At 68.4% G+C, this 12,117-nt stretch carries 12 protein-coding genes; 7 read left to right on the top strand and 5 right to left on the bottom strand.

The features are described 5' to 3' along the window. Position 1: 1 nt before the first annotated feature. The 5 genes from QMZ25_RS13615 (at position 2) to QMZ25_RS13595 (ending at position 4,111) form a co-directional block, all read left to right on the top strand. A complete protein-coding gene (locus tag QMZ25_RS13615) occupies positions 2–547 on the top strand; it encodes a DUF3299 domain-containing protein (RefSeq protein ID WP_283219795.1) in 546 nt (181 codons plus the stop codon). Further along, entirely contained in the window at positions 537–1,157 is a 621-nt protein-coding gene (locus QMZ25_RS13610) for a DUF3299 domain-containing protein (RefSeq protein WP_283219784.1), read from the top strand. The genes QMZ25_RS13615 and QMZ25_RS13610 overlap by 11 nt, the downstream gene beginning before the upstream one ends. Next, positions 1,157–1,903, top strand: a complete 747-nt coding sequence (locus QMZ25_RS13605) for a hypothetical protein (RefSeq protein WP_283219783.1) — start codon at positions 1,157–1,159, stop codon at positions 1,901–1,903. Before QMZ25_RS13610 ends, QMZ25_RS13605 begins: the two co-directional genes overlap by 1 nt. A 125-nt stretch (positions 1,904–2,028) precedes the next feature. Further along, positions 2,029–3,561 carry an MFS transporter gene (locus QMZ25_RS13600; RefSeq protein WP_283219782.1) on the top strand — a complete coding sequence of 511 codons (1,533 nt, stop codon included), beginning with the start codon at positions 2,029–2,031 and terminating at the stop codon, positions 3,559–3,561. 4 nt (positions 3,562–3,565) lie between these two features. Further along, positions 3,566–4,111 (top strand): TetR/AcrR family transcriptional regulator, encoded by a 546-nt coding sequence (locus tag QMZ25_RS13595; RefSeq protein WP_065182328.1) that lies wholly within the window; start codon positions 3,566–3,568, stop codon positions 4,109–4,111. 44 nt (positions 4,112–4,155) lie between these two features. On the opposite strand, the gene fdhD is transcribed toward QMZ25_RS13595, so the two are convergent. Next, positions 4,156–5,010 carry a formate dehydrogenase accessory sulfurtransferase FdhD gene (gene fdhD, locus QMZ25_RS13590; protein WP_065182327.1) on the bottom strand — a complete coding sequence of 285 codons (855 nt, stop codon included), beginning with the start codon at positions 5,008–5,010 and terminating at the stop codon, positions 4,156–4,158. A gap of 213 nt (positions 5,011–5,223) precedes the next feature. Here fdhD and QMZ25_RS13585 point away from each other — a divergent pair, with 213 nt between their 5' ends. Then, positions 5,224–7,515, top strand: a complete 2,292-nt coding sequence (locus tag QMZ25_RS13585; protein WP_283219781.1) for an FdhF/YdeP family oxidoreductase — start codon at positions 5,224–5,226, stop codon at positions 7,513–7,515. A 504-nt stretch (positions 7,516–8,019) separates the two neighbouring features. After that, positions 8,020–8,547 (top strand): DUF411 domain-containing protein, encoded by a 528-nt coding sequence (locus tag QMZ25_RS13580; protein WP_128989681.1) that lies wholly within the window; start codon positions 8,020–8,022, stop codon positions 8,545–8,547. A 40-nt stretch (positions 8,548–8,587) separates the two neighbouring features. On the opposite strand, the gene blaL1 is transcribed toward QMZ25_RS13580, so the two are convergent. The 4 genes from blaL1 to QMZ25_RS13560 form a co-directional block, all read right to left on the bottom strand. Next, a complete protein-coding gene (gene blaL1 / locus QMZ25_RS13575; RefSeq protein ID WP_197600034.1) occupies positions 8,588–9,454 on the bottom strand; it encodes a L1 family subclass B3 metallo-beta-lactamase in 867 nt (288 codons plus the stop codon). An 85-nt stretch (positions 9,455–9,539) separates the two neighbouring features. Next, positions 9,540–10,181: a response regulator transcription factor gene (locus QMZ25_RS13570; RefSeq protein ID WP_283219780.1), complete on the bottom strand. Its 642-nt coding sequence runs from the start codon at positions 10,179–10,181 to the stop codon at positions 9,540–9,542. Continuing rightward, positions 10,174–11,229: an ATP-binding protein gene (locus tag QMZ25_RS13565; RefSeq protein ID WP_128989685.1), complete on the bottom strand. Its 1,056-nt coding sequence runs from the start codon at positions 11,227–11,229 to the stop codon at positions 10,174–10,176. The genes QMZ25_RS13570 and QMZ25_RS13565 overlap by 8 nt, the downstream gene beginning before the upstream one ends. A gap of 119 nt (positions 11,230–11,348) precedes the next feature. Then, entirely contained in the window at positions 11,349–12,089 is a 741-nt protein-coding gene (locus QMZ25_RS13560; RefSeq protein ID WP_065176105.1) for an MgtC/SapB family protein, read from the bottom strand. Positions 12,090–12,117 lie beyond the last annotated feature (28 nt).

The raw sequence follows: 12,117 nt of genomic DNA, 5'->3' as shown, positions 1-12,117 counted from the left end.
CATGCGCCGGCTGGGTGGCTTGCCAGTGTTGCTGATGCTGGTTGCCTGCGAGCGGCCGGTCGACACCGGCGTGCAGGCGCTGCCGCCATCGGTGGCGGATCAGGGCGCAGCGACCGTGGAAGAGCAGGAGCTGGACTGGCTGCAGATGATGCCCGCCGACGAGCTGGCGGCGCTGGAACGTGGCGAAGGCCCTGAGGTGGAACACAACGGCAGCCGACGCATGCCGCAGTTCGGCACGTTCCGCACCGTCGACGCCGTGCTGCAGCGGCCGGTGCGCCTGCCGGGCTACGTGGTGCCGCTGGCCAGCACTGCGGAAGGACGGCTCAGTGAATTCCTGTTCGTCCCGTACTACGGCGCCTGCATCCATGTGCCACCACCGCCGCCGAACCAGATCGTGCACGTGGTACTGGAACGGGCAATCGAGATGCCTGACATGTACGCTCCGTTCTTCCTGGCCGGAAACCTGCACGCCGAGCGCCTGGACGATGAGCTGGCAGGCTCTGCCTACAGCATGCGCGATGCACGGCTGAAACCCTATGCGCCGTGATTGCCTTGCATGGCTCGCTGGATGCGCGCTGCTGGCCGGATGCGCCCGCGTGCCCGACGGTGCCGGACAGCACCCTGCACCGTTGCCGGCGGCGGCGCCGTCTCCGTCGGCACGCCCGATCGACCGCTGGGACGCCCTGATGCCGGACGAGGACCGTTTCCAGCGACCGCCGCCGCAGATCGGCCTGTCACGCGACGGCATGGCCGGCGTCGGTGGCCTGATTGACGACAGCGGCGCCGGCACGCCGCCCGGTCAGGCGATCGACCACTCCCGTCTGGAGCGCGCCCGGCAGTTCGGCTCTTCGCGCGTGGTGGCATCGGTGGATGGACGTGCGGTGGACCTGGACGGTTACGTCGTGCCCCTGGGCACCACCGACGACGGACGCGTGGACGAGGTGCTGTTCGTCCCGTTCTATGGTGCCTGCATCCATGTACCCCCACCACCGCCGAACCAGATGATCCACGTGACGTTGGCCACGCCGATCACGCTGGGTGCGCTGTGGGACCCCTATCGACTCGCCGGGCGGGTGCAGGTCAAGCGCTTCGACGCCGACATCGCCAGCGCTTCCTACGATGTGGCGGCCGCCACACTGACGCCGATCCACAACTGATGCGCGGGCGTCCACTACTGGCGATGGCGCTGCTGGCGGTGACGGCCACGGCGGTCGGGTGGCTGTACCTGCGGACAGCGCAGCCGAAGCCGCCGCAGGCCACTTCCGTGGCGCCCACCGATGAGATGCGGCAGCGGATCGAGCGGCGGATGGGGGACGATGCGGCCTTCCGCAACGACGTGGCATTCCTGCTGGTGGCAACCCTGCGCGACCGCTGCCGGCCGGCAGAGGCAGGGCTGCTCGCGCGCATGGCCAACCGTGCCGCGCTGCCGGTACTGGCCGCGGTGAGTGCGGTGACTGCGGAGGATCCAGGCCTTGACCGTCCCATCTACCGTTACATCCAGCACCGGGCCGACAGTGCCCGCTGCACGGATCCGCTGCCCCTCGCAGCGGCCGGTGGCCGCGTGCTGCAGGTCGATATCGAGCAGTATGCACGCACCTTCCCGGACAGCTACTTCGATCCCACGCGCAGCAGGGCGCCGCGGGATTTCGGTGGGCATACGCTGCGCGAGCGGGCCTCCAACGCATGCAACAGCGTGGTTTATTCGGTACTGCCGCTCGGCGACGCGGACTGGCGCTGTGCGTCGCTGCGGGCGAACGCGCGGGCCCGGGTGCGTAGCCTGTGCGAGGACGAGCTGCGGCGCCAGCACGGTGACATCGCGGGCGAACTCGACATGGCCGTGGGGCAGGGCATGCAGGAACAGGTGGTCGCGGCGGTGGCGGCGTTGCCGGTGGACTGCAGGTAGCACCCGCGGCGCCTGCCAGGGCTGAACAGCGCCTGGGTCGAAACCTGAACGTGTCGCTGCAGGGCTATAACTATACAGGATATCCGGTATAGTTAATGGAACCTTCTTGCCCAGGTTTGTTCCCCATGGCCTTGTCCCAGTCCTTGGCCGATGCTCCGGCCCTGTCCCGTGCCCGGCGCTGGTCGCTGTTGTTCACGGTGGCCGCCGGCCTGCTGCTGGTGACGCTGGACAACTCGGTGCTGTACACGGCGCTGCCCACGCTGACGGCAGAACTTTCCGCCAGCGTGGGTCAGGCGCTGTGGATCATCAATGCCTATCCACTGGTGATGGCTGGCCTGCTGCTCGGTGCGGGCACGCTGGGCGACCGCATCGGTCACCGTCGCATGTTCCTGATCGGCCTGGTGGTCTTCGGCGTGGCTTCGCTGGCGGCAGCGTTCTCTGTCACCGCAGCGCAGTTGATCGCTGCCCGTGCGCTGCTCGCCGTGGGCGCCGCGGCGATGATGCCGGCCACGCTCGCGCTGATCGGCCTCAGCTTCCATGAAGAGCGTGAGCGCAACATCGCCATCGCGATCTGGGGCTCGGTGGCGATCGTCGGCGCCGCACTCGGACCGATCATCGGTGGCTGGCTGCTGCAGCATTTCTGGTGGGGATCGGTGTTCCTGGTCAACGTGCCGGTGGTGATCGTGGCCTTCGTCGCGACGCTGCTGCTGGCGCCGGAGGGGCAGCGCGACACGTCCCGGCCGTGGGATCTGCTGTCCTCGCTGCTGGCGCTGGCGGCGCTGTCGGGGCTGGTGCTGGCGATCAAATCGCTGATAGCCACGCCGCCTTCCTATGGCCTCGGCGCGGCGGCATCGGTGCTGGCGCTGGCGGCGGGCGCCGCGTTTGCCCGCCGCCAGCAGCGCCTGCCGCATCCACTGCTGGACTTCGCGATCTTCCGCAATCCGGCATTCCTGGCCGGTACGCTGTCTGCGGTGTTCACCCTGTTTGCGATGGCGGGCCTGCAACTGCTGACCACCCAGCGTTTCCAGCTGGTCGCCGGATTCACGCCATTGCAGGCGGGCCTGCTGGTATCGGTGGCGGCGCTGGGCAGCCTGCCCAGCGCGCTGCTCGGCGGCAGCATCCTGCACCGCGTCGGCCTGCGTCCGCTGATCTGCGGCGGACTGGCCGCGGGGGCACTGGGAGTGGGCGTGGTCGCGTTCGGTTTTCCGCACGGACTGGGCTGGGTCGTCGCCGGCATGGCGATCACCGGGTTCGGCATGGGCTCGGCAATCTCGGTCGCATCCACCGCCATCCTCAACAACGTGCCTGCGCACCGTGCGGGCATGGCGTCCTCCGTGGAGGAGGTCTCCTACGAATTCGGCGGCCTGCTGGCGGTGGCGATGCTGGGCAGCCTGGGCGCAGCGATGTACGGCGCCTTCCTGCCGGTATCGGCGGATGTTCCGGCACTGGCGCGGGAAGGATTCGCCCAGGCGCAGCAGGTCGCCCGCGAAGCCGGCCCGGGCGAGTGGTTCGCCGGCGCCACCGCCGCCTATGACCGCAGCTACCAGATCGTGCTGCTGGTCATCACCGCGGTGCTGGCCGTGGGTGCAGCGCTGATCGCGCGCCTGCTGCGCGGGCGGGCGGGGAGCCGCGAGGGAGCGGCCGATCGCGTAAAGTAGTGCGATGAGAACCAGCAAGCGCCAGCGCATCCTCGATGCCGCCGTCAACGTGATCAATCGAGACGGCGTGCGCGCGGTGACCTTCGAGTCGGTGGCGGCAGAAGCCGGCCTCACGCGCGGCGGCCTGCTGTATCACTTCCCGTCGCGCGAGGCACTGCTGCGCGGCATCGACGAGCACCTGGTGCACAACTGGGAGGCATCGATGGAAGCGCTGCTCGGCAAGCGTGCCAGCGAGGCCACGGCGCTCGAGCGCTATCAGACCTTCGTCCGCGTGTCGGCGCAGAGCGCGACGCGCGCCGAGCTGATGTTCATGCTCGAATCGGTGGACCCGGAGGCCGGTGAGCGGCCATGGAGCCCGGCCGTGCAGCGCTGGGCGCCATCGCCGCCGCCGGCCGGCGTGGTTGATCCTGCGGCGCTGGACAATTTCGTGGCACGGTTGGCGGCCGATGGGCTGTGGATCTACGAGGCCATGTACGAAGGACAGCTGGACGACGCGGTGCGCGCCCAGGTGGCCGAGCGCATCGCGGGCCTGTTGTCACCCGGCCGATGATGGGGGTTGCCCACTGACGATGGCGGGTCCCGCCATGGCCGCGTTCATGCCGTTGGCATGTCTTCCGGCCGCAACCGCTCTGGATGGGTGTACACATTGAATCCACTGCCGCGGGCGAAGCCGACCAGGCACAGCCCTGCGCTGCGCGCCAGATCGATCGCCAACGCCGTTGGCGCGGACACGGCGGCCAGTACGCTGGCACCGGCGCGCACTGCTTTGCTGACCATCTCGTAGCTGGCCCGGCTGGAAATCAGCAGCAGTCCACCGTCGATGGCGTGCTCGTTGTGATGCAGGGCGCCGATCAGCTTGTCCAGTGCATTGTGGCGGCCCACGTCCTCGCGCACCCAGCCGATGCGCCCGTTGGCGTCGGCCCAGGCGGCCGCGTGGGTGGAGCCGCTGGCCGCATTCATCGGCTGGTGCTGCGACAGCGTGGCCAGTGCCCGCTGCAGGGCCGCCGGCGCGTAGGTCCGTCGTTCGCGTACCGGGGGCAGGGGCCGCAGCACATCCTCGAGCTGCCGTGTTCCGCACAGGCCGCAGCCGCCACGGCCGGGCAGCAGGCGGCCATCGGCCGGATCCAGACCGGCGCCCGGTGCCTCGGCGGCAACCGTCATCCGCAGTTCGATGCCTTCCAGCTGCGGCGCCACATCGATCGAGAGCAGCTGCGTCGGCGTGGTGATCAAGCCCTCGCTGAGCGAGAAACCGAGCGCAAAGTCCTCCAGGTCACAGGGCGTGGCCATCATCACCGCGAACACGGTGCCGTTGTAGTGCAGCGCTACCGGCACCTCTTCGGCGACCACGTCGGCCTGCGCCTGCACCTGCAGCCCGCCCTCACGCCAGCGCTGCAGCGTGCGCTGCGCGGTGCCGGCAGGCGGAGAGGGCGGCGGGGGCGAGTCAGCCATGCAGAGTGTCCGGACAGAGTGAGCGTGTCATGGGCCGTTCGCCCACCCCCCGGAGGATAGCGCAGTGCGTCCGTGGCGATGCAGCAGCCACCGGCGCGCCGAAGAGGGCGCGCTGGGAGATGCGGGGCGGCTCTGGCGAAGTGGTCCCGGCCGTGCTTGACTCTGTCTGTCGTGCCCTTCGCAGTCTCGTCTCCTGGCGCCAGGTCTTCGAACATGTCCGAGCAGAAACCACCCCGTTACAAGCCCTACAACCAGCCCGCAGGCGGCTGGGGTGCGGCCGGCGCCACCGCCCGGGTTCTGCTGCAGCAGAGCGTGATCGGCAACGGCTCCAGGGCACTGCTGGCGATGAACCAGCCCGCTGGCTTCAAATGTCCCAGCTGCGCCTTCCCCGACGCCGACGAGCGCAGGAAACTGGAGTTCTGCGAGAACGGGGCCAAGGCACTGGCCTGGGAGGCGACCCGGTTCCGGGCGGATCGCGAGCTGTTCGCGCGTTATACCGTCAGCGAGCTGATGGAGCGGACCGACTACTGGCTGGAAATGCAGGGGCGGCTGACCGAGCCGATGCGTTACGACGCAGCCACCGACCACTATGTGCCATGCAGCTGGGACGAGGCGTTCGCACTCATCGGCCGTCACCTGCGGTCACTGGACAGCCCGCATCAGGCCGAGTTCTACACGTCGGGCCGCACGCCGAACGAGGCGGCGTTCCTGTATTCGATCTTCGTACGCGAGTTCGGCACCAACAACTTCCCCGATTGTTCGAACATGTGCCACGAGCCGACCAGCCGTGGCCTGCCACCTTCCATCGGTGTGGGCAAGGGCACCATCGTCCTGGAGGATTTCGAGCACGCCGAGGCGATCTTCGTGATCGGCCAGAACACCGGCACCAATTCGCCGCGGATGATGGGCAACCTGGTCGAGGCGCGCAGGCGCGGCGTGCCGATCGTGGCGGTCAACCCGATGCCCGAGCGCGCCCTGATCCGGTTTGCCGAGCCGCAGGATGTGGTGCAGATGGCGACCTTCGGCTCCACCGAGATCAGCAGCGAATTCGTGCATATCCGCATCGGCGGTGATCTGGCGCTGATCAAAGGCATGATGAAGGTGATGTTCGAGCGAGAGGCACAGGGCCAGCGCGTGCTCGACCATCGGTTCCTGGATGAACATACGGTCGGCCTGGACGCCTTGCGCGCGGACGTGATGGCGCAGGACTGGGACGACATCGTCAGGGTCTCCGGCATCTCGGAGGCGCAGATCCGGCGCTGCGCCGAGATCTACATCCGCTCCAATGCCACGGTGATCTGCTATGGCATGGGCCTGACCCAGCACCAGTATGGCTCGCGGCTGCTGCAGCAGGTCGCCAGTCTGCTGATGCTGCGCGGCAACTTCGGCAAGCCGGGGGCGGGGATCGGCCCGATCCGGGGTCATTCCAACGTGCAGGGCGATCGTACCGTCGGCATCGACGAGAAGCCGGCGGCAGCGTATCTGGATCGCCTGCAGGAGGTGTTCGGTTTCAATCCGCCGCGGGAGCACGGGCATCATGTGGTCGAGTCGATCGAGGCCATGCTCGATGGCAGCGCCAGGGTGTTCGTCGGGCTGGGCGGCAATTTCATCCATGCCGTGCCGGACACGCCCCGGGCCTACGAAGCCATGCGCAGCCTGCAGCTGACGGTGGGTATCGCCACCAAGCTCAACCGCGGGCACCTGGTGCATGGGCGCGATGCGCTGATCCTGCCGGTGGTGGCGCGCTCGGAACGTATCGTCACGCCCGCAGGCGAGCAGTTCGTGACGATCGAGGATGCGATGTCGAACGTGACCGCTTCGCGCGGTGTTCTTGAGCCGGCCAGCGACCAGCTGCTGCCGGAGGTCGAGATCGTCTGTCGCATGGCGATGGCGACGCTGCCGGACAGCAGGGTCGACTGGGCAGGTTGCAGGCATGACTATGCGCGGATCCGTGACCTGATCGCTGCCGTGTACCCGCAGATCTATGCAGGCTTCAATGAGCGCATCCGGCAGCCGCACGGCTTCCATCTGGACATTGCACCGCGCCGCCGGGTGTGGCCCACCGCCAACGGCAAGGCCAACATCCTTGTGATGCCGGGCCTGGATGTGGACGACCCGGTGGATGATCCTGACATGCTGCGACTGGCCACGGTGCGTTCGCATGACCAGTTCAACACCACCATCTACAGCTACAACGACCGCTATCGCGGCGTATACAACGATCGCAGGGTGGTGTTCATGAACATCGAAGACCGGCTGGCACGCGGTCTGGAGAAGGAGGCGCGGGTCAGCCTGGAGACGCTCAGCGCAGATGGCGTGCGGCGCCGCATCGACGGGCTGACCGTGCTCGACTACCCCATGCCACGGGGCGCGCTGGCGGGCTACTACCCTGAGTTGAATGCGCTGCTGCCGCTGGACTACTACGATCGCCTCAGCGGCACGCCTGCGGCGAAGTCGATTCCGGTACGCATGCGGGCAGACGCAGGCAGCGCGGACACCGCATAGGGTCGGGCGGCGGCCCAGCCTGCCACGCCCATCGGCTATGATGCCTGCGATGAATGCTGCTGCTCTCCTGCTGCGCTGGCTGTTGCTCGTTGCCCTGGTGCTGACCGCACCTGGGCTGGCGCGGGCTGCATCGGGCGACGGTGGACAGGGCGACACGGAATACTGCGCCGCGTCGCATGAGACGGCCGTGGATCGGGCCGGATGCTGCGGCGATCGATCATCGGGCGACTGCGCAGCCAGTGAGTGCCCGTGCCCTCCCGCGTGTACCGGCGTGCCGGCGACCTCCTCCGCCGTGGCGATCACACCCTGGCGCGAGGCGCCACGCGCTGCCCTTGCACGACGGCCTGTGCCGCCGCCCCTGACCGACGCGTTGCGACCTCCCATCGTGTGATGGCCTGCAGGCGCCAGCCGCCTGTTGTCCTGCCTGTCCCATTCCCGATTTTCCCGCGCCTTCGATGCGTGGGTCGCGGGCGTTTCGCCCGCATGCACAAAGGAACCAACACGATGAACCGTTCTCTCTCTCTCGGCCTGCTGCTGGCCAGCATTCTGTCCGGCGCCGGCTGCGCCCGTGCAGCCGAAGAGGTGGCCGCGGCGCCGGGCCATGCCCACGCAGCGGCCGATGCCGCCTCCGTCCCCGATGCGCAGCTGCCGACCGCCATCGTCCACAAGACCGCCAGCTGCGGTTGCTGTGGCGTCTGGGTCGAACACCTGCAGGCCGCGGGCTTCGCGGTGGACGTGCGGGATACCGATGACATGAACCCGATCAAGCGGCGCCTGGGTGTGCCGGTCGGCAAGGGGTCCTGCCATACCGCCGAGGTCGGCGGCTATGTGGTGGAGGGGCACGTTCCGGCCGAGGACATCAAGCGGCTGCTGAAGGAGCGTCCTGCGGCGCGTGGACTGGTGCTGCCGGGCATGCCGGCCGGTTCGCCCGGCATGGAGATGCCCGACGGTTATGTGCAGCCGTACACGGTGGAACTGGTGCGCGGTGACGGCAGCACCGAGCCGTTCGCCCACCACGGCCAGGGCGGCTGAGGGTCGCTGCTGCTGTGGCGGCTCACAGGCCGCCACGGCTTCAGTGCGCGTTGTCGCGTTCCCTGGCCAGCTGTGCCTCGAAACTGCGCTCGGCTGAATCCGCGTAGGCGCTGCAGCGCATCGCTGCAGCACTGGCCTTGGCGCCTGCGGCATAGTCCCAGCCGCTGGCGCCAGGATGCGGGGTCAACAGCACGTCGCAGGGCAGGCGGCGCACGGTCGCGAAGCTGCGGCGATAGTCCTCGACCAGGTGCGGATAGCGGGGATTGCCCTGCAACCGGTAGCCCGGCGCACTGAGGCTGTCCGCATAGGCAATGCGTACCGGCCTGCCATCGCGGGTGTCGTTCCAGGTCCAGGCGGTGCTGCCCGGTGTGTGACCCGGCATGAAATGCGCGGTGAAGTGCATTCCGCCCAGCGACACGACCTCGCCGTCCATCAGGATGCGGTCGGCATTGGTCGGAGGGAAGGTGATGCCATCGCCGAAGTGCAGATCGTTGCTGCCCCCGCGCGCCAGCAGGACGGCCGTTTCGGCGTTGCTGGCGATCTGCGCGCCGGTGCGGCGCTTGAGTTCGGCCACCGCACCGGCGTGGTCGGCATGGGCATGGCTGAGCAGGATCCAGCGCAGCTGCTGCGGTGCGACGCCGCGCTGCTGCAGGTTGGCCAGCAGGTGATCGGCCATCTGCGGCATGCCGCCATCGATCAGCACCGCGCCGTCGTCGGTCTGTACCAGCAGTGCGGTCAGGTTTTCGGTGCCGATCTGCCAGGTATGGTCGGCGATCTGCAGCGGCCTCATCGGCTGCAGCCATGAAGCATCCACCGTGTAGGCCCGCAGCTGGGGCAGGGGCGGCTCTGCTGCATGTAGCGGCGGGACCGCCACGGCAAGGACGAGGGCAGGCAGGAAAGAGCGCATCGTGAAGGTTCGCTGGGAGGAGGCGCAGAAACTAGCATGGGCCTCGTCGGCCGCGTTCCGCATAGATTTCATGGCTCCCATAAGGCTAGTCCAGCCCGGCCCGCAGCCGGTCGTACAGGCGGACCAGGTCGACCAGCGTGCGCGCGCCCATCTTGCGCATCACCTGGGCGCGGCGCACCTTCACCGTGATCTCGCTGACGCCCAGGTCCGCAGCGATCTGCTTGTTGAGCCGGCCCCGGACCACGCCATCCACCACGTCGCGCTCGCCGGCCGACAGCGACTCCCAGCGCTGCTGCAGGGCGCCCAGTTCGTCGCCTTCGCGGCGGCGCTGGCGATCGATGCCGATACCCTTGTGGATCGCATCCAGCAGTTCCTGGTCGCGGAAGGGCTTGGTCAGGAACTCGATCGCACCGTCCTTGATCGCGTTGACACCCATCGCGATGTCACCGTGGCCGGTGATGAACACCACCGGCAGGTGCAGGCCACGCTGGCGCATGCCGCGGTGGAATTCCAGGCCGCTCTGGCCCGGCATGCGCACATCCAGCACCAGGCAAGCGGGCGCATCCAGCAGCGGTTGTTCGAGGAACGCCTGGGTGGACGCGAAGCCCCGTACCTGCAGGCCCATCGAGGCCAGCAGATCCTCCAGCGCCGCGCGCACCGAGGGATCATCGTCGATCACGTACACGATGGGCGCCGGCTCGACGGCCGGTGCAGTGGGTCTACGCATGGCGGTCCCCGATGGCAACAGGCAGGTCGAACACGAAGCAGGCGCCACCGCCGGCAACGCGTTCCGCGCGGATGTGGCCGTCATTGGCCTCGATCATGGAGCGGCTCAAGCTCAGGCCCAGGCCGAGTCCGCTCGACTTCGTGGTCCAGAACGCCTCGAACACGCGCTCCGGCTGTTCCGCCGGCAGGCCGATGCCACGGTCGCGCACGCTCAGGGTGATCCGTTGCCCGTCGCGCCGGCTCAGCAGTGACAGCCGGCGTTCGGCCACCGCTACGCCTTCCATCGCATCGACGGCATTGAGAATCAGGTTGCCGATCACCTGCTGCACCTGCACGCGGTCGGCCTGCACCGGCGGCAGGTCCGGCTCCAGCAGCAGGGCCACGGTCACCCCATGCTGGTCGAGTTCGCTGCGCGAGAGCGCAAGCATTTCCTCCACGGCCTGATTCAGGTCGAAGGTGTCGCGCTGGGGTGCCGCACCCCGGGTCAGTCCGCGGATGCGGGCGATCACATCGCCGGCACGATGCGCGTCGGCGAGGATGCGTGACAGCGCCTGCCGTGCCTTGTCAACATTCGGCGGTTCCTGCGCCAGCCAGCGCTGGCAGGCGTCGGCGCTGCTGGCAATGGCCGCCAGCGGCTGGTTCACCTCATGCGCGATGGACGTGGTCAGCTCGCCGACGGTGGACGCGCGGGCGACCCGCAGCAGGCGTGCCTGCGCCTCCTGCACGGCGGCCTTGGCGGCTTCCATTTTCAGCGTCAGCCAGGTGGTGATGGCGATCACCAGCATGCCGATCACCGAATTGACCAGACCGATGCGGTAGGTGCCGAAACGCGTCAGCACGAAGCTCAGGCCGGTCAGGGCGACACAGGCTACGGCCAGGGCCAGCAATCCGCGCGGCGAAAGCACCCGCGAGGCTGCCAGGATCACCGCTGCATAGAAGCAGGCGGCTGCCACCGCGTAGTCGGTCAACGTGTCGAGCAGGAAGATCGCCACTACGGAGACGATCAAGGCCAGCAGCACCAGTGGACGGCGGGACGACAGCGAAGGCATCGGGACAGCTCCCTGGCGGGATGGAAAGGATAGCAAAGCTGGCTCTGCCTCCCGTGGCTGGGCGTGTGCACCTGGACGGCAGCGGCTGCCGCGCTGCACGTGCGCGCGATGATCTCGCGTCACTCCTCCAGGCTGGCATTCCAGAACCCCTGCAGGACGCCGGGCGTGGTGGATAACGCCGCCAGGACCGCATCCAGCTCGTCGCCATCGGCGGTGGTGGCATACAGCACCGCTTCGATCTCCACATCGCGCTCGCCGAAGGGATGGTGGTCCACCGCGCGCACGGGGTACTGGGCCTGTTCCAGCAACAGCAGCAGGCGATCCAGTACCTCGGCCTGCTGTTCGCGCTGGCAGACGACATTGATGGCATAGACAGCTTCGCTGAACGTCTCCGGCAAGGGCTGCCGCTGGATGCGGTTGACCACCGGCCGCAGCAGCGTGTTGGCGGCGAGCACGAACAGCGTGGCCATCACCGCCTCCGGCAACAGCTTGATGCCGGCACAGGCCCCCACTGCCGCCGAGCCCCACAGGGTGGCGGCGGTGTTCAGGCCCGAGACCTGCGCGCCCTCCTTCATGATCGCGCCCGCACCCAGGAAGCCGACACCGGAGATCACGTAGGCGACCACGTGCAGCGGCGACGGCGGCCCGCCGTACAGGTCGTGGAAACGGACAGCCAGGTCGACGAACACCGCCGCGCCGACGGCTACCAGCGTGTTGGTGCGCAGCCCTGCGGTACGTTGGCGCAGCTGGCGCTCCAGGCCGATGGCGGCACCGAGGACGAAGGCGGTGGACAGGCTCAGCAGCGAGCCGAGCGTGGCGCCGGCGTTGAACGCGGGCAGGTTCAGGTTGATGGCGGACATCAGGATCTCCCCAGGCACGGCCGGCAAC

The sequence above is a fragment of the Stenotrophomonas sp. RS-48 genome (genome assembly GCF_030053245.1).
GTDB classification, from domain to species: Bacteria; Pseudomonadota; Gammaproteobacteria; order Xanthomonadales; family Xanthomonadaceae; genus Stenotrophomonas; species Stenotrophomonas maltophilia_P.
The sequence above is the reverse complement of the archived record's forward strand: the minus strand, read 5'-3'. Positions and strand labels throughout refer to the sequence as shown.